The sequence below is a fragment of the Acinetobacter schindleri CIP 107287 genome, assembly GCF_000368625.1.
Taxonomy (GTDB): domain Bacteria; phylum Pseudomonadota; class Gammaproteobacteria; order Pseudomonadales; family Moraxellaceae; genus Acinetobacter; species Acinetobacter schindleri.
This window is the reverse complement of the sequence record NZ_KB849575.1, coordinates 472,377-497,941: the sequence shown is the minus strand read 5'-3', so window position 1 is coordinate 497,941 and position 25,565 is coordinate 472,377. Positions and strand designations below refer to the sequence as shown.

General features: G+C 42.4%; 26 protein-coding genes. 16 read left to right on the top strand and 10 right to left on the bottom strand.

From position 1 onward, the window contains the following. The first annotated feature begins 87 nt into the window (after positions 1-87). Positions 88-1,095, top strand: coding sequence for a Holliday junction branch migration DNA helicase RuvB (ruvB, locus tag F955_RS05540; RefSeq protein ID WP_004892197.1), 1,008 nt, complete (start codon positions 88-90; stop codon positions 1,093-1,095). A 30-nt stretch (positions 1,096-1,125) separates the two neighbouring features. Here ruvB and F955_RS05535 read toward each other — a convergent pair whose 3' ends face one another. Beyond that, complete coding sequence (locus F955_RS05535; RefSeq protein ID WP_004892195.1) at positions 1,126-1,779, bottom strand: hypothetical protein; 654 nt, start codon at positions 1,777-1,779, stop codon at positions 1,126-1,128. 140 nt (positions 1,780-1,919) lie between these two features. Next, complete coding sequence (locus F955_RS05530) at positions 1,920-3,149, bottom strand: acetamidase/formamidase family protein (RefSeq protein WP_004892192.1); 1,230 nt, start codon at positions 3,147-3,149, stop codon at positions 1,920-1,922. A 360-nt stretch (positions 3,150-3,509) separates the two neighbouring features. On the opposite strand from F955_RS05530, the gene F955_RS05525 reads away from it, so the two are divergent. Continuing rightward, the gene (locus F955_RS05525; protein ID WP_167539040.1) at positions 3,510-4,847 is read left to right on the top strand and encodes an amidohydrolase; all 1,338 of its coding nucleotides are present in this window, start codon (positions 3,510-3,512) and stop codon (positions 4,845-4,847) included. Between the two features lie 109 nt (positions 4,848-4,956). Here the strand turns inward: F955_RS05525 and F955_RS05520 are convergent, their stop codons facing one another. Further along, positions 4,957-5,889, bottom strand: coding sequence for an IS5 family transposase (locus tag F955_RS05520; protein WP_008302424.1), 933 nt, complete (start codon positions 5,887-5,889; stop codon positions 4,957-4,959). A gap of 93 nt (positions 5,890-5,982) precedes the next feature. Here F955_RS05520 and F955_RS05515 point away from each other — a divergent pair, with 93 nt between their 5' ends. From F955_RS05515 to pal, 7 genes are all read left to right on the top strand, one after another. Next, positions 5,983-6,378, top strand: a complete 396-nt coding sequence (locus F955_RS05515) for a hypothetical protein (RefSeq protein ID WP_004892185.1) — start codon at positions 5,983-5,985, stop codon at positions 6,376-6,378. A 225-nt stretch (positions 6,379-6,603) separates the two neighbouring features. Continuing rightward, on the top strand, positions 6,604-7,011 hold the full coding sequence (gene ybgC, locus F955_RS05510) for a tol-pal system-associated acyl-CoA thioesterase (RefSeq protein WP_004892182.1): 408 nt from the start codon (positions 6,604-6,606) through the stop codon (positions 7,009-7,011). Between the two features lie 27 nt (positions 7,012-7,038). Continuing rightward, the gene (gene tolQ, locus F955_RS05505) at positions 7,039-7,737 is read left to right on the top strand and encodes a protein TolQ (RefSeq protein ID WP_004892180.1); all 699 of its coding nucleotides are present in this window, start codon (positions 7,039-7,041) and stop codon (positions 7,735-7,737) included. Beyond that, positions 7,737-8,186 carry a protein TolR gene (gene tolR, locus F955_RS05500; RefSeq protein WP_004815110.1) on the top strand — a complete coding sequence of 150 codons (450 nt, stop codon included), beginning with the start codon at positions 7,737-7,739 and terminating at the stop codon, positions 8,184-8,186. The genes tolQ and tolR overlap by 1 nt, the downstream gene beginning before the upstream one ends. 3 nt (positions 8,187-8,189) lie before the next feature. Beyond that, the gene (gene tolA / locus F955_RS05495; protein ID WP_004892176.1) at positions 8,190-9,428 is read left to right on the top strand and encodes a cell envelope integrity protein TolA; all 1,239 of its coding nucleotides are present in this window, start codon (positions 8,190-8,192) and stop codon (positions 9,426-9,428) included. 204 nt (positions 9,429-9,632) lie between these two features. Then, complete coding sequence (gene tolB / locus F955_RS05490; RefSeq protein ID WP_026056787.1) at positions 9,633-10,916, top strand: Tol-Pal system beta propeller repeat protein TolB; 1,284 nt, start codon at positions 9,633-9,635, stop codon at positions 10,914-10,916. Between the two features lie 40 nt (positions 10,917-10,956). Further along, the gene (gene pal / locus F955_RS05485; protein WP_004815103.1) at positions 10,957-11,529 is read left to right on the top strand and encodes a peptidoglycan-associated lipoprotein Pal; all 573 of its coding nucleotides are present in this window, start codon (positions 10,957-10,959) and stop codon (positions 11,527-11,529) included. Between the two features lie 78 nt (positions 11,530-11,607). Here pal and F955_RS05480 read toward each other — a convergent pair whose 3' ends face one another. Continuing rightward, entirely contained in the window at positions 11,608-11,793 is a 186-nt protein-coding gene (locus F955_RS05480) for an NF038105 family protein (RefSeq protein ID WP_004815102.1), read from the bottom strand. Positions 11,794-11,974: 181 nt separating this feature from the next. On the opposite strand from F955_RS05480, the gene F955_RS05475 reads away from it, so the two are divergent. From F955_RS05475 to F955_RS05455, 5 genes are all read left to right on the top strand, one after another. After that, complete coding sequence (locus F955_RS05475; RefSeq protein ID WP_004892169.1) at positions 11,975-12,949, top strand: class 1 fructose-bisphosphatase; 975 nt, start codon at positions 11,975-11,977, stop codon at positions 12,947-12,949. 51 nt (positions 12,950-13,000) lie between these two features. After that, positions 13,001-13,777 (top strand): TrmH family RNA methyltransferase, encoded by a 777-nt coding sequence (locus F955_RS05470; protein ID WP_004892167.1) that lies wholly within the window; start codon positions 13,001-13,003, stop codon positions 13,775-13,777. A gap of 168 nt (positions 13,778-13,945) precedes the next feature. Further along, positions 13,946-14,560: an RNA polymerase sigma factor gene (locus F955_RS05465; protein WP_004815096.1), complete on the top strand. Its 615-nt coding sequence runs from the start codon at positions 13,946-13,948 to the stop codon at positions 14,558-14,560. Then, positions 14,557-14,874 (top strand): hypothetical protein, encoded by a 318-nt coding sequence (locus F955_RS05460; protein ID WP_004815094.1) that lies wholly within the window; start codon positions 14,557-14,559, stop codon positions 14,872-14,874. Before F955_RS05465 ends, F955_RS05460 begins: the two co-directional genes overlap by 4 nt. After that, positions 14,864-15,262: a DUF3106 domain-containing protein gene (locus tag F955_RS05455; protein WP_004892165.1), complete on the top strand. Its 399-nt coding sequence runs from the start codon at positions 14,864-14,866 to the stop codon at positions 15,260-15,262. The genes F955_RS05460 and F955_RS05455 overlap by 11 nt, the downstream gene beginning before the upstream one ends. 90 nt (positions 15,263-15,352) lie before the next feature. On the opposite strand, the gene F955_RS05450 is transcribed toward F955_RS05455, so the two are convergent. The 4 genes from F955_RS05450 to cxpE form a co-directional block, all read right to left on the bottom strand. Next, the gene (locus F955_RS05450; RefSeq protein WP_004892162.1) at positions 15,353-17,803 is read right to left on the bottom strand and encodes a CSLREA domain-containing protein; all 2,451 of its coding nucleotides are present in this window, start codon (positions 17,801-17,803) and stop codon (positions 15,353-15,355) included. 11 nt (positions 17,804-17,814) lie between these two features. Continuing rightward, a complete protein-coding gene (gene rbtA / locus F955_RS05445) occupies positions 17,815-19,683 on the bottom strand; it encodes a rhombotarget A (RefSeq protein ID WP_004892159.1) in 1,869 nt (622 codons plus the stop codon). Positions 19,684-19,806: 123 nt separating this feature from the next. Continuing rightward, positions 19,807-20,511, bottom strand: coding sequence for a DnaA regulatory inactivator Hda (gene hda, locus F955_RS05440; RefSeq protein WP_004815088.1), 705 nt, complete (start codon positions 20,509-20,511; stop codon positions 19,807-19,809). 14 nt (positions 20,512-20,525) lie between these two features. After that, on the bottom strand, positions 20,526-21,746 hold the full coding sequence (cxpE, locus tag F955_RS05435; protein WP_004892156.1) for a chloramphenicol efflux transporter CxpE: 1,221 nt from the start codon (positions 21,744-21,746) through the stop codon (positions 20,526-20,528). A 134-nt stretch (positions 21,747-21,880) separates the two neighbouring features. On the opposite strand from cxpE, the gene purM reads away from it, so the two are divergent. Both purM and purN read left to right on the top strand, forming a co-directional pair. Continuing rightward, the gene (gene purM / locus F955_RS05430; RefSeq protein WP_004892154.1) at positions 21,881-22,951 is read left to right on the top strand and encodes a phosphoribosylformylglycinamidine cyclo-ligase; all 1,071 of its coding nucleotides are present in this window, start codon (positions 21,881-21,883) and stop codon (positions 22,949-22,951) included. A 4-nt stretch (positions 22,952-22,955) separates the two neighbouring features. Further along, positions 22,956-23,585: a phosphoribosylglycinamide formyltransferase gene (gene purN / locus F955_RS05425; protein WP_004892151.1), complete on the top strand. Its 630-nt coding sequence runs from the start codon at positions 22,956-22,958 to the stop codon at positions 23,583-23,585. A 56-nt stretch (positions 23,586-23,641) separates the two neighbouring features. Here purN and F955_RS05420 read toward each other — a convergent pair whose 3' ends face one another. Beyond that, positions 23,642-24,448 (bottom strand): alpha/beta fold hydrolase, encoded by an 807-nt coding sequence (locus F955_RS05420; RefSeq protein WP_004815080.1) that lies wholly within the window; start codon positions 24,446-24,448, stop codon positions 23,642-23,644. Continuing rightward, positions 24,445-25,467: a signal peptide peptidase SppA gene (sppA, locus tag F955_RS05415; protein ID WP_004815079.1), complete on the bottom strand. Its 1,023-nt coding sequence runs from the start codon at positions 25,465-25,467 to the stop codon at positions 24,445-24,447. Before sppA ends, F955_RS05420 begins: the two co-directional genes overlap by 4 nt. Between the last annotated feature and the right edge of the window lie 98 nt (positions 25,468-25,565).

Sequence of the window (25,565 nt, the reverse complement as noted above, 5' to 3'; positions counted from 1 at the left end):
CTGCACAATGGCATAAAAATTCCAAGCGTATTTTGAGGCTATGACTTTATTCACCTCAAATAAACCATAGAGAAAGACTCAAAAGATATGCAAGACCGTCTCATCAGTGGTTCTGAAAAACCCGAAGATCAGTTTGATCGTGCGATTCGCCCGACCTCCCTCGATGACTACATTGGTCAGCCAGTGGTTCGTGAGCAAATGGAAATCTTTATCGGTGCAGCTCGCGGCCGTGAAGAAGCCCTGGATCACACCCTGATCTTTGGTCCTCCCGGTCTGGGCAAGACCACGCTGGCCAATATTATCGCGCGTGAAATGGGTGGTAACTTAAAGTCGACTTCTGGACCAGTTTTAGAGCGTGCGGGTGACTTGGCAGCCATGCTGACCAACTTAGAGGAAGGTGACGTTTTATTTATTGATGAAATTCATCGTCTTTCACCCGTCATTGAAGAAATCCTGTATCCGGCGATGGAAGATTACCAACTCGACATCATGATTGGTGAAGGTCCTGCGGCACGTTCGATTAAACTGGATTTACCGCCATTTACCTTGGTAGCTGCTACCACACGTGCAGGTTTGCTCACCTCTCCGCTGCGTGACCGTTTCGGGATTGTGCAGCGTCTAGAGTTCTATTCAGTTGAAGACTTAACCCATATTGTGAAACGTTCAGCGAGTTTGATGGATGTGCCAATGACTAACGAAGGTGCGCTTGAAGTTGCTCGTCGCTCTCGTGGTACACCACGTATTGCCAACCGTTTACTCCGTCGTGTGCGTGATTATGCTCAAGTCAAAGGTACAGGCGAAGTCACTCAAGATATGGCACAACGTGCACTTGATATGCTGAATGTGGATAAAGATGGTTTGGATACGCTCGACCGCCGTTATTTGTCGATGCTGCTTGAACGTTTTGATGGTGGTCCTGCCGGTGTTGAAGCGTTGGCTGCAGCGATGGCTGAAGATTCAGGCACGTTGGAAGATGTCATTGAGCCGTATTTGATTCAACAAGGGTATGTCATGCGTACTGCACGTGGTCGTATAGCAACTAATATGGCGTATTTGCAGTTTGGGTTGACACCACCTGAACCGAAAGATAAGTGATTTTAAAAAGCAGCTTAGGCTGCTTTTTTATTAATCTTCATAAATAAGTTTAAGTTCATCATTCAAATAGTTTTGCACCAAAATTTCACTCACTTTAAACTCTTTTATCCATTGATCAAGACTTTCACTCAAAGCTGGTTCATGCATATTGGCAGTATATAGACTCCAAGAAAGTAATTGCATTCTTCGAAAATGTTTATTTAATTCTTGTGCATGTCGATTTTCATTCCCTAGATATACTTTTAGACGATTGATAGAACTTTGATAATTATTAAGTACTATCTTGAAATCACCATAATGCCTAGAATGAAAAAAATCATTAAATTTCTGTTGTCGTATCTCATTAATCCCTATTTCAATTTGGTTTTGTATATTTCCAGCCAAGTAAAGATTATCACTCACTAACTCTTTTATTTTATCCAAAATATTATTTCTATTTAATATTTTCAGTTCTCTAATCTTTAACCTTTCTTGTTGCTTTACGAGATTTTTATTAGAAACTATTTGGCTTTCTGTTGATTTCTTCACAATATATATAGTAATTAAGAATCCTATAAAGCTAATAAGAGCTGATGCTATAACACTAATTACAACAACCCAATCTGTCGAGTGCTGCACATCTAAATATACTTTCTGATCTTTAGGCTGTTCTAGTACCAAAGCTTGTTTTTCTTCTATTGCCACGTTATCCCCTTTCTTATTTAAAATCGACTAATAATTCTTTATATTCTAAACACTTTCAAATCGTGACAAAAGAAAAAGCCAACTGACCATGTCTAAATCAGTTGGCAAAAGCACAAACCTTTTTCTAAGTTTTATTCTGCTTATTTTTCTTCTTTCTTAAACTCCTTAAAGTCCGCTTTACGAATCATGGCATGAATCCCTTTGGTTTTATCGACCACTTGAGACACCTCAAAATCCGTCGCAGCGCTTAAATACGCATAGGCAATTTCTTCTGAAATCCCATATTCATCAACCAGAAAACGTACCGCTTCACGCGTTGATTTACGCATCGCTTCATCAAGGTCTTCATCTAAACCTGGTGTAATCCAAAACTCATCATTTTCACCCAAAGGCTGCTTCAACGATTTACCTGGTATTTTGTCACTCCCCGCTTTTAATACCGTAATTTTAAAGGTCGCACGTGCAGAACCTTCAAGTGCGGTCAATGCGACCTCACCATCACCTTGAACAAAATGACTATCACCCGTATAGAACAACGCACCCGGTACTTGAACTGGATAGTAAGCCGTTGCACCTGCGGTTAAATCATTAATATCAATGTTACCGCCATAGAACGATGGTGGCACAGAATGCACAGGGTCGCTCGTATTTGGTGCAACGCCCATCGTGCCCATAAATGGATTCAATGGGAAACGAATTGCTTTGCCTGACTCGGTTTTTAAAACGCCTTCCCAAATACCCTCTTTATTCTTTTCAATTGGAGTAAAGATGGAAACATTGCCATAGGCTTCTGGGTTTGCAGGCGATGCATGATCATGCTTTTGACGCTTAGGAAACTCAGGCAATGTGCCTTTGCCATGGCGGTTCGAAATCACACCATACGGCACACGTGGCTCAACCTTTAAAATCTCGACTTTTAAAATATCACCTGGCATCGCATCTTTCACATAGACAGGTCCGGTAATAATATGTGGACCGTCTTTATGGAAATCGTGTTTCAGCTTTGAACCTGTAATTAGTTTCGCTTCAGGCAAAATATGCTCAGGTTTCACACCTTTAGAAGTGAAATACTTTTCAGCATCACGCCCTTGGTCTTCAAGCAAGCCTTCATGCGAAACTGTATCAAAGGTAATAGTGCTGCCTGATGGAATGGTCAACACAGGTTTGGCATCTTTGTTAGGTAAATAGCCCCAAGTGATGGTATTCAAGGTGCTTGGAATATAATAATTCCCTTTATATTCGCCACTTTTGAGTAAGGTTGGTTTACTTTCAAGCTGTTTTAAAATTTTAAAATCTTCAGCTGCCGCATGCGCAGAAATAAAAGAAAAGCTTGCTGCAACAGCAAGAGACAAAGCTAAAGGTTTTAACATATGTTCAAATTCCATGAAAAATTAATGCAAGCTAACTTCATGCAATCCCAATGCCAATCTGGTACATACCCCATCATAAATATTCAAAATTTAATCATTTGATCGATCTATACTTCTTTGAATAAATTTCAATATAGAAAGCAGGTATATGAAGAGAGAAAAACCACATGTCCCTGTGATACATAAAATTACAATAAAACTTACTGAATAATTTCCTTAAACAGCAAGGTAACTCCCTCTTTATACCTTAGAAGTATTGACTATATACCGTGCAGGTTTTGGTTAATTTAAAGCCAGTCTGCCATTCTAGGATATCCATTTAATCATCTCCGATTCTTAAGGTTCTCCCCAGATATGAATATGTATAAGCAGCTTTGCCTTTGTCTTCCACTTGCGTTTGCCAGTCAGATGAGTCTGGCAGACTGGATTGATAATTCTGTGCAGAAAGCTGAAGCTCATACCATCAAGTTACGCCAGCATATCCACCAGCATCCTGAACTGGGCAATATGGAATTTAAAACCTCCGAACTGGTGCAAAGGGAACTGAAGTCCTATGGTATTGAGGTCCGCAAAGGTTATGCCAAGACTGGTGTGATTGGAGTTTTGAAAGGTGCAAAACCGGGTCCAGTCATGGCCCTGCGTGCAGATATGGATGCCTTACCCATCCAGGAAACTGCACCAGTATCATTCGCCAGCAAGCAAAAAGCGATTTATCAGGGCAAAGAAACCCATGTAATGCATGCCTGCGGTCATGACGCACATACTGCCATGCTCCTAGGTGCTGCCAAAGTTCTGGCCGCTAACAAGGACAAGATTGCAGGAACAGTGGTGTTTGTATTCCAGCCAGCTGAAGAAGGCGGTGCAGATATTGATAATTTCACCCATGGCGATCAGATTGGCTCACGTAAAATGATTGCCGACGGTGCCTTGAACAATCCAAAACCTGAAGTGATTTTTGGGATGCATGTCATGGCAGGTATGCCAAGTGGCAATATTTTCTATAAAGATGGTGCGATTTTAAATAGTGCCGATCATTTACGTATTCAGGTGAATGGCAGTCAGGTACATGGCTCCATGCCTTGGGCAGGGAAAGACCCGATCTATACTTCTGCCCAGATGGTGACCAATTTACAAAGTCTGATCAGCCGTAAAGCCGACCTGACTAAAGGGATGGGCGTGGTCAGTATTGGCAGCATTCAGGGCGGTACAACAGGTAACGTCATTCCAGATCAGGTCAATATGGTTGGCACCATCCGCTCCAATAGTGAAGATGTGCGTCAAGGCATTTTAAAAGACTTGCCGAAAATGCTGGAACACAATGCTGCTGCCAACGATGTCAAGGTCAAGGTTGAAATTTCTCCCTATGCACCGGTCACCACCAATGATAAAATTTTGACTGAATTGATGCGCCCGACATTGGCGAGTGTGCATGGCGAAGATAAACTGCATGTTTTAGACAACAATGCTAGCGCTAGTGAAGATTTTGCTTACTATGGCCAGCTGATGCCATCCCTGTTTGTGTTTGTTGGAGCAACACCAGCCGATCAGGATATGAATCAGGCCGCACCAAACCATAACCCGAATTTCATTGTGGATGATGCGACCCTGAAAACCGGTGTAGAAAGTCATGTTCGCTTTGTCCTCGACTATCCGAAAGTGGCTGAGCAGGTGCAGGCCAACTGGAAAAAGAAGAAATAATCTGATGTATCCAAATGAATTAGTTTTTGGACTCATTCATTTTTTCATCTTTCGATAGGCTTTGTTGCACAAAGATTTGAAATGCAAAGCGCCCCTAATTGAGCCAAATTTAAGGCGTAACTTGGGTAAGTGGGCGACCTAATTCCGTAAATCTGTTAAGGACTGCTACACGTGCATGGATCTCATTCACTTGGCTACCAAAACTCCTTGCGCTGAGTTTATCTCCTAATAATTTAATGCAGTGCATCTTAGTTTCAACCAAACTTCGCCGATGATAGCCTGACCATTTTTTCCATAGTGTCCTGCCTAAACGTTTAATTGTTCGAAGTAATTCATTTCGCTCTAGCGAGCTACTCTTTGTATCTTTCCATTGTTTCGCATTTTTTCTAGGTGGAATCACCGCATGCGCTTGCCGATCTGCAATGACCTGACGGCATTGCTTGGTGTCATAAGCTCCATCGGTATAAACAGAGTCAATCCGCTCATCTTGTGGAATCTGATCAAGTAAATCACCAAGCACCTGTGAATCACTGACATTATTGGTTGTAAGCTGAACTGCTCGTATTTGTAGGGTTTTGGCATCTATACCAATATGAAGTTTACGCCATTGGCGACGATATTCAGATCCATGTTTCTTGCGTTTCCATTCGCCCTCACCTAGAAACTTCATGCCTGTAGAGTCCATGAGTAGATGCAGCCCATCGCTACTTTTTTGGTAGCTGATTACAATATCAATATGCTTTTGTCTTCTACAAAGCGTGGTGTAATCTGGAGCTATCCAATTTAATCCGCAAAGTTTAATCAGACTTTGTACAAAGCCAGTAACCATACGTAAAGACAGACGAAATAAGGATTTAATCATTAAGCAGCATTGGATGGCTGCGTCGGAGTAGGTTTGATTTCGCCCTTGTTTGCCTTTTGATGGAGCATACCATTGCGTAGCAGGATCAAACCAAATGGCAATATTTCCGCGACTCATGAGTGCTCGGTTATATGCGGGCCAATTGGTTGTGCGGTAGATTTTGTGTGTAGGCTTCTTCATTTGAAAATTATATCGCTAAAAAAGCCTTTACAGATAGGTTTGTGCAACAAAGCCTTCTAAGACTATAAAAAAGTATTCAATGAGGATTAAGTCATGAAAGTGTTCTTATTGGCGACCTGCGCTATTTTATATCCTGCAATAACTTCTGCCCAAGATGTCTGGGAGTGCAATAATGCAATTTTGCAAAGTCTTTGCCCGCATCCAAATTGTATTAAAAACCCATCTAGTTCTTCACCAGATAAATTAACAATTTCAGTCAATCATCATAAACATGTCTCCATCTGTGCCGAAAATGCCTGCTGGAATGGTGAAGCTTCAGTGACTTACGTCAACGCTCAACCCCTACTTCAACTTCCTCAAATTCGTTGGGTAGATCGTGATTACCCTCATAATAGTCCAAGTTATGTACTGTCCATAAACCGCGATACGCAATCCATTTTCTTTAAAGGCGATCGTGATAATCATCCAGTTCAGTGCAGGACTGTTTAAAAATTAATTGATTAGTTCTTATCGCTAGCAGTCTCTCTAATACCGCCCCGACAGGTAAAATTTTTCACGTCTTTGAAATCTTGTGCCATTGGTCAAAAAAGTCAGTATGCTAAACTGCCCAGCCTGATATCACTTGACTTGTAGCCTGATTTTGGCAAATTCTAAGCTCAAAATTAGGTGCAGAAAGCAGCATTAATCTGCATGTAAAACCAATGGAAAAGCATTATGGCGAATAAATTTGAATTCAATATCCGCGTTTATATTGAAGACACAGATGCGGGTGGCATTGTCTATCACGCCAATCATATTCGCTTTATGGAACGTACACGTACCGAATGGCTGCGTGCATCAGGCATCAGCCACTACTGGCATCAAAAAGATTACAATTTTGTTGTACATAAAATTAACGTGAAATATTCGCGTCCTATTATGATGGATGACTTAATTACCGTCACTGCAAGTGTCGTTTCACTTAAAGCTTCATCTTTTGTATTGCAACAAAATATTTATCGTGGTGAAATCATGCTTGCATCGGGTGAGGTAGAGCTGGCCTGTATCGGCGCTGATATGCGTCCACGTCGCCTACCTGATGAAATACGCGACCTGATTCGAAAAGAATTGGAACAAGATTAAAAAAATGAATTGGCACATGTAAACACTATGGCAACCGAGTTAGCATCATCCCTACAAGTATCAGATCTTATTTTACAAGCAAGCCCTGTCGTACAACTGGTTATGCTGTCTCTTTTACTGGCATCTCTGTATAGCTGGTATCTGATTGCCAAGCTTTACATGGGCTACAAAAAAGCACAGGCAGAAGATGAACATTTTCAGAAGATCTTCTGGTCTGGCGCTGAACTGAATACGCTTTATAACAATGCTCAGCTGAACTCTAAACGTACTGGTCTGGAAGATATTTTCTATCAGGGCCTGGGTGAGTTTCTTAAACTGAAAAAACGCAATGCCTCTACTACCCAGTCGATTGAAGGCACTGAACGTATTCTGCGCGTGGGCTTAAGCCGTGATCAGGGTAGCCTGGAAAATGGCTTAGGTGCCTTGGCCAGTATCGGTTCAGTTGCGCCTTATGTCGGTCTGTTCGGTACAGTCTGGGGCATCATGAATGCTTTCATTGGTCTGGCAGATATGGATCAGGTCACGCTAGCAACTGTAGCGCCAGGCATTGCGGAAGCTTTAATTGCAACCGCAATTGGTTTATTTGCTGCCATTCCAGCAGTATTGGCATTCAACCATTACACAGCTAAAGGTGAAGCAGTTTATTCTGATCGTGCCCTGTTCGCAGAAGAAATGGTGGCCCTGTTACAACGTCAGTCACTTGGCCAGCCTCAGGACAATGACTAATGGCTATTCAACGTTCAGGACGCTTTGAGCGTATTAAAAAACCACTGAAAAGTGACATGAACGTCGTGCCTTATATTGACGTGATGTTGGTGCTTCTGGTGATTTTTATGGTGACGGCACCTATGATTACTACCGGTATTAAGGTTGATTTGCCACAAGCCAATAGCAATCCCATTCAAGCTGAGGACCGCCCTGCCATCGTGACTTTAGAAGCAGATGGTACGATTAAATTAGAAGATAAAAATCACGCAAATGATGTGTTAACGCTCGATGAATTAAAAACAGTCCTGACCAATGCACAAAATGAAGCACAGACTGCGAACAAACAGCTTAGCGTTTTGATTAATGGGAGTGAGACTCGTCCTTATGGCGAAGTCATGAAACTCATGTCTGCCCTACAGGATGCCGGTCTCGCACAAGTCGGCTTGCTTACCGCCCCTATAAAGTAATTTATGAAAGATTTCAAAAAGCCACCCTCTAAGCAGAAAGTGCTTGCGATTGGATTCACGATCGGAGTCCATACAGTCGCTTTGGTGGGATTACTTTATCTGGGGATGAGCAAACCGCCGGAACCGCCAAAACAGATTAAAACTGTACTGGTAAATCCTGAAGACCTAAAACCGGTCACACGTGAAGAAACCGAGTTTGATGAAACTGCCCATGAAAATGTGGCAGAACAGATCACGCAGACTGCTGAGCCTACGGAAGCAGCCCCAGTAATTCCAACTGCTGCCCCTCCAGTGACGCCACCGGCACCAAAAGTAGATACTCAAAAGGCCGCACAAGAAGCGAAAGTCGCAGAAGCAGCACAACGCAAGACTGAACAACAAGCAGCAGAAACAGCAAAACGTGCTGAGGCTGCAGAACAGGCCAAGGCAGCGGCTGCTAAAGCAAAAGCCGATGCTGCAAACAAATCAAAAGCTGAACAAGAAGCTGCCCGCCGTGCAGAACAGCAAGCTCAGCAGAAAGCAGCTGCTGCAGAAAAAGCAAAACTAGAAGCACAAAAGCGAGCTGACTTAGCAGCTAAACAGGAAGCGGATGCACAGGCGAAAGCCAAGGCTGAAGCTGCTGCTAAGGCAAAAGCCGATACTGCTGCGAAAAATAAAGCTGCCGCTGATGCAAAAGCGAAAGCTGATGCCGAAGCAAAACGTAAGGCTGATGCTGCCGCGAAAGCCAAAGCAGATGCCGCTGCCAAGGAAAAATCGGATACCGCTGCAAAAGCGAAAGCCGATGCTGAGGCCAAACGCAAGGCAGAAGCAGATGCTAAAGCTAGAGCGGATGCCGCCGCCAAAAATAAAGCTGCTGCCGATGCAAAAGCTAAAGCGGATGCCGAAGCTAAAGCACAGGCTGAAGCTGAGGCAAAGGCTTCTGCTGCTAAACAGGCTGCTGAAGAAGCTGCCCAGAAAAAAGCTGAAGTAAAACGGATTGCCTCTACAGCAAAACGCGACTTTGAAAATAAGATCAAGCGTGCCTGGGATACGCCTACTGGTTCTTCCGGTCAGAAAGCGACTGCCCGCGTTACCCTGAGTGACAGCGGTTCTGTGGTTTCTGTGATCGTGAATGCTAGCGATCCGGACATGAAAGCCAGTGTAGAAGCCGCAGTTCGTGCTGCTGCACCCTACCCGATGCCATCAGATCCAGATGCACGGCGTGAAGCCCGGAGTTTCACCTCTACCTTCACTGCACAATGAAAATTTAAGCCATAATCTGAAAAACAGTTATGGCTTTTATTTTTTTAAGTTAAACTTCAGCAAAAAGCGGCAAAATAATATTCACTTTTCACAGTGTTATAACAGTTTGATCATTGCTGAGTGGTTTCATTCAGCCAAATTCATGCGATGATGTAACGCAATCATATTCACAATAAATCCGTTGATTTGAGTAAATAACGAATGATGGAAAAAACGCGCAAACACTTACTCTGCCTTGCCATATTCGCTGCGCTGGGCACACTGACTGCAACACAATCACAGGCGCAACTGCATCTTGAAATTACCAAGGCTCCTGAAGCAGCTCCAAAGATTGCGATCGTGCCATTCAGTCAGGACCAGAGCATCTACCCGATTGTGGAAAATGACCTGAACCGTTCTGGCAAGTTTACTAGTGCTTCAAAAAACCTGCCGGCAACAGCAACCCTGAATAATCCGAATGCGGATGCCTGGGCGACTGCAGGTGTCCCTTATGTGGTAACAGGCTCATCCAAAACCAATGCTGATGGTTCTTATGAAATTCAATATCAGCTTTATGATATTGAGAAAAAACAGTATCTATTGAATGAACTGTTAACAGTACCGGCTACACGCACCCGTCAAGCTGCTCACATGATCAGTGATGCCATTTTCCAGGCATTGACCGGTATTCCGGGCGATTTCAGCGGCCGTATTGCTTATGTACTGCGCAATCCTGCGACACCTGATCAGCGTTATACCCTGCAGATTGCTGATACCGATGGTGAACAACCAAAAACCATCCTGACTTCACGTGATCCAATCCTGTCCCCAGCCTGGACACCAGATGCGAAAAAGATTGCCTATGTTTCATTTGAAACCAAACGTCCGGCAATTTACCTACAAAATCTGGCAACTGGTCAACGTGAAAAATTGGCCAGCTTCCGTGGTCTCAATGGTGCGCCAAGTTTTTCCCCAGATGGTAAGAGCATGCTATTTACAGCTTCTATGCATGGCAATCCTGAAATCTATGAAATGAATCTGGAAACTCGCCAGTTAAAACGACTGACAAATGACTCAGCGATTGATACTGAGGCGCGTTATGCACCAGATGGCAAATCTTTTATTTTTACCTCTGACCGCGGCGGTTCACCACAGATCTATCGTTATGATTTTGCCAACAGTGCAACCAAGCGTCTTACTTTCCGTGGTGCTTTCAATGCTCGCGGTACTTTAAGCGCAGATGGTAAAAAACTGGCATTAGTTCACCGTCCAAGTGGAAGTAATTACAAAGTTGCCATTCAAGACTTGAATTCAGGTGTGAATAATATCCTCACGCCTACCAGTCTGGATGAATCACCAAGCTTCTCACCAAATGGTCAGATGGTAGTCTATGCAACACGTGAAGGTTCACGTGGGCTGCTATCGATCATGTCACTTGATGGCCGTTTCCGTATGAACCTGCCAAGTGAACAAGGTGAAGTTCGTGAACCAGCTTGGGCACCTAAATAATCCATTACTTCAACATACTCAAAACTTCATGGAGATGAAGATGAAAAAAGTACAATTATTCGCACTTCCATTACTGGCTGCTGCACTAGTGATGACTGGCTGTGCCAGCCGTAAACCGGCAACACAAACGCAAACTGGTGAACTTGGCACAGGTTCAGCAACAACTGTCGACACTCAAGGTTTGAGCGAAGATGCTGCACTAAATGCACAAAGCATGGCTGGTGCATCTTCTAAAGGTGTGACTGCTGAAAATAAAGCTTACCTGGCAAAACGTGTGGTGCACTTCGACTATGACAGTAGCGAACTGTCAAATGACGATCTTCTTACCCTGCAAGCCCATGCCCAATTCCTGATGGCAAATGCGAATTCACGTGTTGCTTTGACAGGTCACACCGATGAACGTGGTACACGTGAATACAACATGGCACTTGGTGAACGTCGTGCCAAAGCGGTAGAAAGCTTCCTGATAACAACTGGCGTGAATGCAGGTCAACTTGAAGCGGTGAGCTATGGTAAAGAAATGCCAGTGAATCCAGGTCATGACGAAAATGCCTGGAAAGAAAACCGTCGTGTAGAAATTAACTACGAAGCGGTTCCACCACTACTCAAATAAAACTGCCGGAACTGTTCTCAGTTCTGCAAATAAAAAAGCACTCATTGATGAGTGCTTTTTTTGAATGCGAAAAATATTTTAGTGTTGAGCTTCTTCGTCCTCGGGATGCTGCATCGACTCAATCATGTCGTGTTTATTGAACTCTTTATACTCCGGCTTAGCCTCATAAGCCTTCCAGGCTTCCTTCATCTTATCTTCAGAAATTTCATCTAAATTAATGGCTTCGCTCGGCGTAGGAGTCGCATCAAACTTTAATGTTGTCATATTTGTGCTCCTGAACCTATGTTTTCCTTTTAATCAACATAGCATTTTCTAGCGGACTTGCAAGTGTAAAATCATAGCAAATAGTCTCAGTTTAATTTTTCTTTTACCTCGTTCTCATCTAAAATATAGCCCAATTACATTTTTATCATTCTGATAAATTTTTATTCGGAGTTTTTCTGACATGTCTTACCTAAGCCTTTCCCAATTTTTACAGCAAAAAACTGGGAATCTCACACCTGAACTTGCACAAGTGATTGAAACAATTGCAAATACATGTAAGACAATTGATCAAGCACTGCAAAAAGGTGCATTGGCTGGCGTATTGGGCAGTGCTCAGCATGAGAACGTTCAGGGCGAAGAACAAAAAAAACTGGATGTCATCTCTAATGACTATTTGATCGATGCATTAAAAATTCATCCAAATGTAGGTGGTCTGGCATCTGAAGAACTGGATGAGTTCACTCCTGCACAGGAAAATGGTCAGTTCCTGGTATTGTTCGATCCACTTGATGGTTCAAGCAATATTGATATCAATATGTGTGTTGGCACCATCTTCTCGATTTTACCTGCTAAGAATGCTGTAACTCAGGCAGAAGACTTCATGCAAGCGGGTGTCAATCAGGTTGCAGCCGGTTATGTATTGTATGGTCCATCTACCATGATGGCACTGACTGTAGGTGCAGGTACAATCTTTTTCACTTTCGATCCAGAAACCCAGGAATTCCTGCTGACTTCTGAAAATATTCAGGTTGCTGCAGATACTAAAGAATATGCAATTAATGCATCAAACCAACGTCATTGGGAAGAACCTGTAAAACGTTATATCGATGAACTTCTTGCAGGCAAAACTGGTCCTCGTGAAAAAGACTTTAACATGCGCTGGGTTGCATGTATGGTAGGCGACATTCACCGTATCCTGTGTCGTAGCGGTATCTTCATGTATCCATATGACCTGAAAGATCCGAAAAAAGCTGGCCGTTTACGTCTGATGTATGAGGCAAATCCAATGAGTATGTTGATGGAACAGGCAGGTGGTGCATCTACGACTGGTCGTGTTCGCATTCTTGACATCCAGCCTACTGACTTGCATCAGCGTGTTCCAGTGATCATCGGTTCGAAAAACGAAGTGGATCTTGTCACTAGCTACCATAACTAATATTTAAAAACGGCAGTTGGCGTTCTGCTGACTGCCGTGGACTTCTCTCCCATGCCAACGATCTTCCTTGAATCTAAAGATAATCCTAAAATTAAGCACTTGCGTGGCTTGATTGAACAGAATTCGTATCGAAAAAAGCAAGGACAAACTGTGCTTGAAGGCACACACCTTTGTCTTGCATGGCTTCATGAAAGCAAGAAAATCAATTCTATTTTCACCACCGAACATGCCCTGCAACATCCGGACTTTGAGATCATTTTACAGAAATACACCGGTGTCGTTTTTGTTATTGGTGAATCTTTATATAAAGACTTGAGTACATTAGGGACTTCGATTGCCTGCATGGCGATCGTGGATATTCCAAGCTCTAGTCAGGCATTGGATTTCACCGCAGACACACTGATTCTTGAAAATGTTCAAGATCCGGGCAATGTCGGTACTTTGCTCCGCTCAGCTGCTGCGGCTGGCATTGATCAGATCATTTGCACCAAAGGTTCTGCATCGCTCTGGTCTCCACGGGTATTACGTGCAGGAATGGGTGCACATTTTTCTTTACAGTGTTTTGAAAATGTCACTTTAGAAGAAGTGCTTAATAACTTTAAGATTCCTGTTTATGTGACCAGCTCTCACCGTTCTAGCAGCTTATATAGCAAAGATTTGCGTAAGGCCTGTGTATGGATTCTGGGCAATGAAGGTCAAGGCGTTTCTGACTATGCACTGGAACATGCCGAAGCCGTCACTATCCCTCAACCAGGCGGTCAGGAATCACTGAATGTTGCCATTGCAGGTTCAATCTGTTTCTTTGAAATGGTCCGTCAACGGATCTGATCACACATTTAAGTTACTTTATTTTATTTCTCAGCGACCTGCATAAAAAATAGATTACACTAGAAAAAATAATCAAGTGTAATGTCAACCAAACCATTATTTTCAACGTTATATAGACATGTACTTGAAAATAATGGTGGGTATCCAATGACAGGATTTTCCATCTCTATGGATTTAGCGCCAAAACAGCTTCAGTCGCAAGATGCTAGTACTCTAAAGAGTACAGCCGAGTCACGCCTGAAGAATTTTATGCAAGATGTGACGGGTCGTGCATTGGTGATGATGGAAAGTGCAACCCAAAGCCAGCATGGCATTGCCATGGATCTGGTCCAGGAAGCGTTTATTTCCCTGCATAAATCCTATGCAGACCGATCCACTGAAGAATGGTATCCCCTGTTTTACACCATTTTAAATAACAAGTTACAGGACTGGCGACGTAAAGAAATGCGTCGTAATCAGCCATTTTCATTTTTTAAAAAAGTTCAGCTCGATGACGATGATGCCGAACTCAATGATGTCGTCGATGAAGCAACGCCATCCCCATTGGAGTTTCTGGATCAAGCCGTTACAGCCGAAGAAATTCAGCAAGCCATTGCCCAATTGCCTGTTCGTCAGCAACAGGCTTTCATGCTTCGTGCATGGGAAGGCTTTGATACGCATACCACCGCACAAATTATGAACTGCAGCGAAGGCAGTGTGAAAACTCACTATCACCGTGCAATCCAGGGTCTGCGTGCCTCACTTGCACATTTAAATCCATTTCTGGGAGGGTCATCCGAATGAATCAAGATGATTTCTTAAAAAAAGTAACTTCCAAACTTGATGGTATGGCACAGCAGCATAAGGACAAACCTGTTGTGATGAACCGTGTTCTTGAAGAAATTCAGGAGACCAAGCATTCTCGTTTTGCATTCTTCAAAATGTCAGGTTTTGCACTTGCAGCTGCCATTGCAGGTATTGTTGTTTTACCAAATGTCGCTAACCAAGAGGAGCCTCAAACCCAGGTAGTGTCCGTACCTAAGCTTTCACCCCAAATGGTTGAAGACTTAGAAATGTTAATGGTTTTAGGTGAGGACCAGGTTCCACATGGCAGCTAAAAAACTAGCACTCGCATTTTGTGCATTCGGCTTTCTGCAAACCAGCTTTGCCGGATTTGAGCGTTTTTGGATTTTTTCCAAAGATGCTGATACACAAGTCAATGAAACCTGGAATAGTCTTTCAGATGCAGAACAGGTTGCTTTAATTAAGCGTTATCAGACCTTAAAAGAACTTCCTGCAGAGCAAAGCGTAAGCTTACAACAGCGCATGGACTGGTTTACCCAACTGCCCGAAGCTGAAAAGCAAAAGATGCGCGAAACCTGGCAGAAAATGAGTTCTCATGAACGCAAAGAGTTAGCTTCACGTATGCAAAAAGCAACGCCTGAACAACGCCCTGTGATTCGTGAAGAATATTTCAACAAACATTTGATAGTTGCTGAAAACTAACTCTCCCAGCCCGACTATTAAAATTATTGCCAAAAATAAAAGATATTAAAAAAGCCTCAATTGAGGCTTTTTTATTGTTTCTATAATGCTTTAGCTCTTGAATAAACGACGTGAACGATAAGCTGCAATGCCAAGCAGACCGAATAAAGCAATGATATTAATGGCACCGCCACCGCTGCTATCGCTATTGGTATTTTTCGCGCTATTTCTTAAAATAATAGTTGCAGTATTTGACTTTATACCTTCTGTATCATAATAGTGATACTTAATTGGATAATCAAACTGACTTAAATTATTTTTAATCTCGAAAGTAATTTTACCACCATAACATTTCTCACTCGTCGTTCCATCCAGACATACTCCCTCACGTTCCGCATACATATTGATTAATGAAGGATCAATATCTTCAAAGCGAATAGGTGCTGCAGTGTTATCCAAATGAGTTGGAGTTTTCCTGTATTGTGGCGCTAAATTATCCATTGGTCCATCATCGTCGAAGTCATTACTTAATGGATTGACTTCTACCCTTAAATCATTTTCTGGACGAATGGTATAAATATCATTTTTAGCTACAGGTGCAATATTGTTAAAGGTTGCAGCTAATACACCCGATGAACTTTCTGCCACTACACCATTCGCTCTTTCACTATCGGAAAGATTCTCTGTAAGAGTATAAACACAATACTCACTCACACCAGGCGGTGTGATAGCACCATCCTTACGGTAAAACATAATACGTTTCAGCTCAGGCACCCATTCACATACTTGTTGTTCGTCTGGACCAAAAGGAAATAAGTTAGTTCCACCTGTAGCACTGGCATCCAATTTTCCTACACCTTTGGCTTGAGTACTTATCGAATACTGATCTGCATCAAATGGTTTATTTCGTAGTTCACCATCTTTTTCAATTTGTTTAGGTAATGCCAATTCAAATGGATCGATATAAATTGCACGGTATTTTGCAGATATTTTCGTATTTGTTAATAAAGAATTAAAGTCATCGAGTTCAGCCTGAATTTGCAATTTTCTTGGTGCATTTCCAGGATCATCCAGCATAGCTTTCAGCTGCTGGATTCGATCTTCATAAACAGTAATCATTTCACTATATGCGATATTACTTAATGACTGTATATCCGCTGCAGTTAGGCGCATCAATTCAACAGAACCAATATCGCAGGTATTGGCATTCTCTGGATTGAGCAATAATGTTCCATTCGAAACACGGAAAATTTCACGCTGATCACTTTCACTACAGTTAAGATGTCCAGCATTTACAAAATCTGTATTACTGTTTTTATCTATAGGGTAATACAGTGGCAAATATATATTATATGGAGAGGCAGGTTTATAATCCGAGAGCAATTCTGAACGTTCTATGGCTGCAGGGATGATGATGTTTTTCGCAGCATCTATTAATTTTACGGCCGGAACCGTACATGTACTATCTAATGCATTATTTGTCAGAATCATATTAATTGACTGATCTGCCGTATTCCCTCCATTTAAGGCATAACTACAGGATTGACCGGTATTAAATGCCAATATATTAGAGTTAAATGCTTTCATTCCCTTATCATCATATAAGAGGGTTGCAGCAGCTTCATTTTCTACAATCGTATTACTCACTAAACCTAATAAAGCTAAACCATTAAGAGGCTTTTCAGCACGAGAGCTGAACTGAATAATTGCACCATCTTCTTCATCTACCCTATTTTTAGCAATAGTAGAAGCATGAATATCAATACTGCCTGCGCCACAATAATCAATAATGCTTGTGCTGGAACTCATTCCCGTTTGATAATTACCATTCTCGACAATACTGCTATGACTGATACTAGTTGGTGAGGTCGTTGGTAGTCCTTTACGCTCACAATCCATTGCCCAGACACTACCCAGTGGTGCATGATTACGCATGATCAGGGTTTTAATGAGAGATACGGTTCTTTCACTATCACTACCGACAAAGTAGATCGCTCCGCCCTCATTATCCGCTTTGGAATCGAGAATGGCGGAATTGTAGATTTTGAGTATTCCCCCAATAAATAAAGCTCCACCATTGCCACGATCGGTACTAGATGCCTTGGCATAACCATTCTTTAGCGCAATATTATTAATTTCAAGTGTAGTTCCAGAAGTAACCGTATTGAAAATTCGTGACTGGCCTTGTGCATTAATACTGGTCTGAATTGGCTGTTGGGCCGGGAAAGTTCCCTTTAATAAATCTTTAGCCTGCTCATCAAATGGTAATGCACCATACAAAGATATTGGTGAATTTAACTTGAGCTCACCCCGAGTAAGTATATATTCACCTTTTTCTAACTGAATATAATCAGGCTGTCCAGGTAAACGATTGCCTACATTACAGCTTCCATAACTTTTATTTTCATAAGCTGTTCTGATTGCTTGTCGTAGTGAACATGATTTAAGATCATCTATATCCAAAGTCGTCGTTACTTGGATAATTCTACTTTCAGCTGCCATCAATGACATAGTCGACAAAAAGACAGCTGTGAAAAGTCCTTTTTTATAATTCTTCATCATATATTTCCAAATTATTTTTTTAGTTTTCGCCAGGTCAAGCCGCCCATCAATAGTACCAGCCAGAATATACTGGTTGCCCCACCTGATGTTTTAACCTTATCGCTTTTCATATTATTTTCTGCTTCCATTACGATATTTACTCGAATTGGAAGATAAGCTGCATTTGAATCAAAACGATTCATCGTAGTCACTACACGTATAGTAAATAGATCTGCGCCTGCTTTAGGGTTTCTTGGGGTATAAACCAAATTACCATCCAAATCCAAAGAAACGGTTCCCTTAGAACTTACATGAGCCTGTTGTTCAATCAGTAAACAGCCGTCTTGCCATTCTTCACCCTGAGGATGGTCTAGTACAACTTCCTTACATTTCTCTTTAGGCAGAAGATCGCTATCACCTAATGCTTCTATGATAGAAATCCGGGCCACCTGATTATTTAACTTACCAATCAGTAAATCCTGTCCCACCAGACTCGTATCTCTGGAATCCTGGATTTCGATTGCTCCTCGATCACATTTACCGAATGGTGACTTACCACGCTGGTCATAACCTACACATCCAGCTTTAGTTTTATCAGTATTCTGTTCACCTTTATTCAAGATTGGAGTGGTATTCAAACTTGTATATGTCATCAGGATTCTTGGCCTGAAATACCCCAAAAATTGTTTTTCATTTTTAAAATAGGGGCATAAAATCGCATTTGCTGAAGTGGTAATATTCGGACACTTGCCCTCTAACTGATCACCAGCAAGAACCGTATAAGCATCATCCAGAATTTCATTCGCATAAATAGAAGCTCCCGTACCACAGGAATTCCCTACCAAGTTATTCTGCAAAATGGAACTCATTTTGACTTGCTCAGAACTAAATTGACAGTTCTGATCAGTGTTAGCAGAAGTACTCCCTGGATTATTCAATACAATACTATTTGCTAGATAACCAGGTTTGTTTACTACATCAAACTTGACCCCAATTGAATTATTTATAATTGTGGTGTTATTAATAGCAATAGCATCAAGAATAGTTACTGCTGCCCCTGTATTTCCATACAGAGTAGAACTGTAAATTGAAGATTGTGGCAAAACAAGTACATCAGTTTCTTCATTGGATAACACATCTTCAGTATAAATATTGGATGAACGAGAACTTGTAGCTGTCGTTGTATTTTTACTAATTACAGATTGCCTGATATGGAAGTTTGGTAATTCATTATAAATAGCCCCCCCTTCATTCGCTGTATTGTTTTCGAGTAAGGAGTTTTGAACCGTGAGGCTACCATTTTTAGTTTGATCGGTCTTATTTATGCCAGCGATATAAATTGCGCCTCCATCGTTGGCCATACCGCGATGTAATTTCACATACTCTAGGGTGAGCTTACCTTGGTTATAAATTAAGCCCCCTTTGCTCACTTTACAACTGATAGCACCACATCCTTCTAGTGTAACTTCACGCAGTCTGACAGATACGGTCTGATTTTTTTCTGAAACTGTTTCAGAATTAGCAATATTGAAAATTCCGCCCAAGGTATTAGCAGGCAGATTGTCCATAATTCTTATAGTTGCATTGCTCAAACCATCCTCTAGGTTATCCCCCATCTTCTTTTCATAAGTGGTATGGATATACATAGAGCGTATTATTTGTAATGGAGAATTTAGCTTATAAATTTCCTTCTCTTTTAACTTAATAACAGGAACAGGCTTGTCATCCCCACAGCCCAGATAAGGCTTATCCATCCCCTGATTAATATATTGCACGGCCTCACGTAGGGAACATTCTTTATCATCCCTGACGATATCTTCAGTGGTGGTGACGACAATTTCAGCACTGTATGCCTGCCCCATAATACATAGCAAAACAATGCCTAAGCTCTTCTTGAGCATGACCTTCTCCTAATTTTTTTATATTCTTTCTTTTTATTCTAAAATCGCATCATTCTAGCGATATTTGAATTATTTTGCTCTAATCTGTCATAACTTGAGTAATTACTCAAGAATTTTTATTATTTATCGATATTCGTCAATCAATGCATAAATCTGCCTTAAATTAGCATTACTCACTTTGAGTTTCTCACCCTTTAAAAGTTGAATAATCTGTTCAAGTGTTTGTAAAAGTACTGAGGTCTGATGCGGACCATGACTCAACAGGTAATCAAAAATTTGCTGATCCAGATGAATCCCACGTCTATCCAATACTGATGATACCAAGGCAAAACGGTCAGCATAAAGACTTCCGTTCGGAACGCGCGTACTTACAGCTTGGGTCAAACGAGACTGTAAATCCGGTAATTCCAGCTTAAGTTCAATCGGAGCAAACCTTGAAGAAAAAACCAGCTGACCACCGCCTTCATTATTATAATTAATTAAATGAAAAACTGCCTTTTGCCAGTGGGGTACGCCACTAATCGCTTCAATATCATCTAAAGCTACCAGATCATAGCGGTCAAGTGAGGTAATGGCTTCTGTAGGTGCATCCAAAAGTTCCAATAAAGAGACCTGAATTGCAGTTTTCCCCACTTCTAAGTAAGAATCACAAATTGCAGAAAGTAAATGACTCTTACCTGTTCCAGCACCCCCATAGACATAGAAACGATTAATCAGACCCGCATGGAGCTGGCGAATCGCATCAATTACATGCCCCCATCCCGGACCCGAAAAATCACTGATTCGGGCATCGAGCTGGGGTTCAATATCAAGTTGCAATTGACGCATATCTATTTTTTGGCCTATCCATCTTTAAGCTGGGTTTTTTCAATCTTACTCGATTTTTCATCTGCTTGCAGTGCTTTCTCATGAGGTGATTTCAGGTCAATATCTACATCTACATTAGGGGTTTCAATATTGATAGAGCCAGTAGAGGCCTTTTGGATGATGAGGGTTCTATTATCGTAGAGTGCACTTTTTTCATAGAATTCACGGGCATGACGCAGTAATACAACGATCACCGCAGCGACTGGCAAGGCAATCAGCATACCCAGGAATCCTGCCAGTTGAGCACCTGCCAATACGGCAAATACCACAGCGACTGGTGACAGGCCTATTTTATCGCCAAGCAGGAATGGTTGCAGGATATAGCCTTCTACCGCCTGACCTACCATGAATACAATGCCTACTAGAACCAGTTGCCACCAGTCGATTCCAAACTGGAATAAAGTCGCCACTACTGCTGCAATAATCCCAACTGCAAAACCCAGATACGGGATAATACTGCAAAGGCCCGCGACCATCCCGATGATCAGGCCGATTTCCAGGCCAATCAATTGTAAACCGACGGCATAAACAACGCCTAGTAATACCATGACCAGAAATTGTCCTTTCACAAATGCACCCAAAACTTCGTGACATTCACCAACAACTTCCAAAGTACTACGCTCGTATGGACGTGGAATGAGTCGGCGCATGCTGTCGAGCATACGTTCCCAGTCGAGCAGAAAATAAAAAGCAATGATGGGAACAAGAACAATCGTTCCACCAATCTGAATAAAACTGATCCCTGATTGTGCCAATTTCAAGGCCATTGCCTGAATGCTGTCGGCACTATAATTGGTCTGGACATAATCCATGACCACACTGGAAATCTGGTTGGTGTCAATTTCCATTGGCACGAGATTAAAAGTATCAGACAGCCATGGCAGGAAAGTATAATTGACCCAGTGAATTCCCGCAGGAATGCTGTCGCGGGCATACATTAACTGTTTCCATACCAACGGCACCAAGTACCACATGGCTAGGGTCAGCACCACCCCGATCCCGATAAAAACAATACTGATAGAGAGCCAGCGCGGCAGACCAATACGATGTAAACGATCAACCAAAGGGCTAAATAGATAGGCGATAAAAAATGCGCCAACAAATGGAACAACAACAGGCTTAAGCAGGTATAACACCCAAATAATCAAGGCGATACCAGCCAAGATAAAAATGCGACGTAAGGTACGATCTACCATAAAGTCTTGCCTTTTCTCTATTAATCATTATAAAAAGTAAAATATTTGAATAAAGATAGCATTTTAGAACATAAATAACATAAGAGTTTCGTATATTCGGGTATAATCAGCGCCGCGAATGCGGAGACTTCATTATGAGCAACTCAACTTCTACCCCAAACACTGGTTTAAGCTACAAAGATGCAGGTGTCGATATTGAAGCGGGAGACGCGTTAGTCGACCGAATCAAGTCCGTCGCTAAGCGCACTAAACGTCCTGAAGTTATGGGCGGTCTTGGTGGCTTTGGTGCACTTTGTAAAATCCCTAAAGGTTATGAAGAACCTGTTCTCGTATCTGGCACTGATGGTGTTGGTACAAAATTACGTTTAGCATTGAATTTGAACCGTCATGACACAATTGGTCAGGATCTGGTTGCAATGTGTGTAAACGACCTTCTCGTTTGTGGTGCTGAACCACTGTTCTTCCTGGATTACTATGCAACTGGTCACTTGAATGTTGATGTCGCAGCAAATGTTGTTACTGGCATTGGTGCTGGCTGTGAACTTGCTGGTTGTGCATTGGTTGGCGGTGAAACTGCTGAAATGCCAGGCATGTATGAAGGCGAAGACTACGACCTTGCAGGTTTCTGTGTGGGTGTTGTTGAGCAAAGTAAAATTATTGATGGCTCTAAAGTTAAAGCAGGCGATGTGCTAGTTGGTGTTGCATCTTCAGGTGCACACTCAAATGGTTACTCACTACTTCGTAAAATTCTTGACGTGAAAAACGTTGATTTAAACCAGATCATCGATGGTCGACCACTTGCTGACGTAGCAATGGAACCAACACGTATTTATGTAAAACCGATTCTTGAATTGCTTAAACAGGTAGATGTGCATGCAATGGCACACATCACTGGTGGCGGTTTGCCAGGTAACCTGCCTCGCGTCCTTCCAAACGGTGCTCAAGCAGTTGTGAATGAGTCTTCTTGGGAATGGCCTGAACTATTCAAGCTTCTTCAACGCGAAGGTGGTGTAGAACAGTTTGAAATGTATCGTACATTTAACTGCGGCGTAGGTATGGTACTTGTTGTTGACGCAGCAGATGCAGACAAAACTGTAGACGTATTAAACAGCCTTGGCGAAAAAGCATGGACGATGGGTCACATTGCGGACAATGCCGAGTCTGTAGAAGGCGCTGATGAAAAAATCCGTGTGATCTTCGCATAATCGCATGATTAAAATTGCTGTTCTTGTTTCAGGCAGTGGATCTAACCTGCAAGCCCTGATTGATGCCAATCTGTCAGGGCAAATTGTCGGCGTAATTTCCAACAAGCCTGAAGCTTATGCTTTAGCGCGTGCGCAAAAAGCTAGAATTCAGACTGCAGTGATTGAACACAAGCAGTATCCGAATCGTGAAGCCTTTGATGATGTGATGCATCAGCAACTGTTAGATTGGGATGTGGATTTAGTGGTACTGGCAGGCTTTATGCGAATTTTAAGTGAAAAATTTGTTAAAGCCTGGGAAGGTAAAATGGTGAACATCCATCCTTCTCTCTTGCCGAATTACAAAGGTATGCACACGCATCAACGGGTGCTGAATACTGGGGATACCCTGCACGGCTGTACCGTACATTATGTAACCGCTGAACTGGATGCCGGTCAGGCCTTGGCTCAAGGTATTTTAAAAGTATCTCATCAAGATACGACACACTCTTTAGCTCAGCGCGTTCATGTACTGGAACATTTGATTTACCCGCAAGTGGTGGAATGGATCTGTACAGGTGTCATTCAGCATACTGCTGCTGGCGTGATGTATCGCGGTCAGTTGATGCAGGAACCGGTTCAATTCTGCAAACTCTAAAGAATACACTGCATAAAAAAACGCATCCCCGGATGCGTTTTTTTATGATTCATTTTTCACTTTAAAGACTGCTCTGCAATGAGCTGCTTGATCAGACCGACGACTTCATACGGTCTTTCTAAAGGAAACATATGTCCACCTGGTGTTACCGTAAAGGGAATACCAAACTTCTTCTGAACCAATCTTGGAAACTGTCTTTTATGAAACAGGCTTTCATCACCTACAACAAGATGCATCGGCAGTTTGACCTTTGCTTGCGGTAACCACCATAAGGATGGATTGGTACGAAAGATATTCACTTCGTCCATTTTGGGAATGGTCAGCTCAACCCCACCCCGCACTGGGTCATCTTTCAAGGCATGATCAATATAGGCTTGAAAACAATCCTGATCAAAATCTTTATAAAAGCCCTTTGAACGTAGTAATTCTGCTGCCTGCTCACGGGATTCCCAATGATCACGACGGCGTAAAGACAAAGCAGCAGGTGACATCGTATCTACAGCCTTTAGCTTTAACACTTTTGCCATATGCAGCATCAATGAAGATGGTCCCATAATCAAAGGTGGGTCCAGCATGATCACCTGCTCGAACAGTTCGGGCCGTTGCCGAGCAGCCATCATGGTTAAGGCTCCACCTAGCGAATGCCCCAGACCAATCACCTGGCGACCTTGTGCTTGGCGTACGATACTGTCGATCACTTGCTGGGTCAGGCTATTCCAATGATTATCAATCGGATAACGTTTATCTGGACCCAGCAACGGCACATAGATAATGTCATACTCATCTTTTAGTCCATCAAACAGTTTCTGATAGACACGAGAAGGCACGCCATTGGCGTGCGCAAAATGAATAATTGGCTTCATTGCAGTTTGGTCTGACTTTCAGTACTGAGTTTCTGAGCAACCGAGCTGGCAATACCTTCGCCTAGGGAAGCCCCCATACGACCTAAGATAGACTCAAATGGGCTATATTCAACGGTGTAGTTCAAGGCTTTATCAGTTTTCAGCTCACGCTTCAGGGTTTGTAAGCTACCGGTACGGTCAGCAATACCTAATTGTACTGCCTGTTCACCCGTCCAGAACAGACCAGAGAAAATTGCAGGATCAGTTGATTTAAGCTTTGCTCCACGACCTTGTTTCACTGCATTGATAAAGTGAGCATGCACATTATCCAACACACCTTGAACATGGGCTTTCTGTGCAGCATCAACTGGCTGGGTCATCGAAAGTAGTGCCTTATTTTCACCCGAAGTCATGGTACGGTCTTCCACGCCCAGTTTCTGCATCAGGTTACTCACGCCATAGTTCGGCATGATCACGCCAATTGAACCGACCAGACTCGATGGATTGACAATAATTTCATCTGCAGCAGAAGCAATATAATAAGCACCCGAAGCGCCAGTATCACCAATTACAGCATACAGCTTTTTCTGCGGATACTGCTTTTTCAGGTACTGAATTTCCTGCCAGATTTCATCAGATTGCACTGGTGAACCACCTGGAGAATTGATATTCAGAACCACTGCTTTCGCCTGCTTACTTGCATAAGCTTTCTTCAGCGACTTGATGGTGTTGTTACTATTCACACTTTGCTTGTCTGATGCAATCGTGCCAATAATATCAACCACCGCCAGATGCTCATCTGAAGTTTTAGTGGCATCAGTCGATGCTGTACTGCAGCTTTTGCCCATGGCAAGTATAATAAACAGCAAATAGGCAAACGTCAGGAATTTAAAGAAGATTCCCCAACGACGTGCACGGCGCTGCTCTTCTACAGAGGCAAGTACCGCTTTTTCAAGCAGTTTCCACTCAGGTCCTGTTGGTTGCTGAGGTTGTGGCGTATTTTGTATTTGATTTTCAGGTTTTGGTGGCCAATCGGACATAAACAATCCAACACATAATTATATTGTGCCCATTATATACACCGATTTGAGTATTTCTGTCTAAACCAGCAGTTTTATCCTATAATAAATTTCAATTA

Bases quoted from the DNA above. Each gene is read 5' to 3' on its own strand.
- ruvB (WP_004892197.1), top strand. From the start codon at position 88: ATGCAAGACCGTCTCATCAGTGGTTCTGAAAAACCCGAAGATCAGTTT.
- F955_RS05530 (WP_004892192.1), bottom strand. From the start codon at position 3,149: ATGTTAAAACCTTTAGCTTTGTCTCTTGCTGTTGCAGCAAGCTTTTCT.
- F955_RS05525 (WP_167539040.1), top strand. From the start codon at position 3,510: ATGTATAAGCAGCTTTGCCTTTGTCTTCCACTTGCGTTTGCCAGTCAG.
- F955_RS05520 (WP_008302424.1), bottom strand. From the start codon at position 5,889: ATGAAGAAGCCTACACACAAAATCTACCGCACAACCAATTGGCCCGCA.
- F955_RS05515 (WP_004892185.1), top strand. From the start codon at position 5,983: ATGAAAGTGTTCTTATTGGCGACCTGCGCTATTTTATATCCTGCAATA.
- ybgC (WP_004892182.1), top strand. From the start codon at position 6,604: ATGGCGAATAAATTTGAATTCAATATCCGCGTTTATATTGAAGACACA.
- tolQ (WP_004892180.1), top strand. From the start codon at position 7,039: ATGGCAACCGAGTTAGCATCATCCCTACAAGTATCAGATCTTATTTTA.
- tolR (WP_004815110.1), top strand. From the start codon at position 7,737: ATGGCTATTCAACGTTCAGGACGCTTTGAGCGTATTAAAAAACCACTG.
- tolA (WP_004892176.1), top strand. From the start codon at position 8,190: ATGAAAGATTTCAAAAAGCCACCCTCTAAGCAGAAAGTGCTTGCGATT.
- tolB (WP_026056787.1), top strand. From the start codon at position 9,633: ATGGAAAAAACGCGCAAACACTTACTCTGCCTTGCCATATTCGCTGCG.
- pal (WP_004815103.1), top strand. From the start codon at position 10,957: ATGAAAAAAGTACAATTATTCGCACTTCCATTACTGGCTGCTGCACTA.
- F955_RS05480 (WP_004815102.1), bottom strand. From the start codon at position 11,793: ATGACAACATTAAAGTTTGATGCGACTCCTACGCCGAGCGAAGCCATT.
- F955_RS05475 (WP_004892169.1), top strand. From the start codon at position 11,975: ATGTCTTACCTAAGCCTTTCCCAATTTTTACAGCAAAAAACTGGGAAT.
- F955_RS05470 (WP_004892167.1), top strand. From the start codon at position 13,001: ATGCCAACGATCTTCCTTGAATCTAAAGATAATCCTAAAATTAAGCAC.
- F955_RS05465 (WP_004815096.1), top strand. From the start codon at position 13,946: ATGGATTTAGCGCCAAAACAGCTTCAGTCGCAAGATGCTAGTACTCTA.
- F955_RS05460 (WP_004815094.1), top strand. From the start codon at position 14,557: ATGAATCAAGATGATTTCTTAAAAAAAGTAACTTCCAAACTTGATGGT.
- F955_RS05455 (WP_004892165.1), top strand. From the start codon at position 14,864: ATGGCAGCTAAAAAACTAGCACTCGCATTTTGTGCATTCGGCTTTCTG.
- F955_RS05450 (WP_004892162.1), bottom strand. From the start codon at position 17,803: ATGATGAAGAATTATAAAAAAGGACTTTTCACAGCTGTCTTTTTGTCG.
- rbtA (WP_004892159.1), bottom strand. From the start codon at position 19,683: ATGCTCAAGAAGAGCTTAGGCATTGTTTTGCTATGTATTATGGGGCAG.
- hda (WP_004815088.1), bottom strand. From the start codon at position 20,511: ATGCGTCAATTGCAACTTGATATTGAACCCCAGCTCGATGCCCGAATC.
- cxpE (WP_004892156.1), bottom strand. From the start codon at position 21,746: ATGGTAGATCGTACCTTACGTCGCATTTTTATCTTGGCTGGTATCGCC.
- purM (WP_004892154.1), top strand. From the start codon at position 21,881: ATGAGCAACTCAACTTCTACCCCAAACACTGGTTTAAGCTACAAAGAT.
- purN (WP_004892151.1), top strand. From the start codon at position 22,956: ATGATTAAAATTGCTGTTCTTGTTTCAGGCAGTGGATCTAACCTGCAA.
- F955_RS05420 (WP_004815080.1), bottom strand. From the start codon at position 24,448: ATGAAGCCAATTATTCATTTTGCGCACGCCAATGGCGTGCCTTCTCGT.
- sppA (WP_004815079.1), bottom strand. From the start codon at position 25,467: ATGTCCGATTGGCCACCAAAACCTGAAAATCAAATACAAAATACGCCA.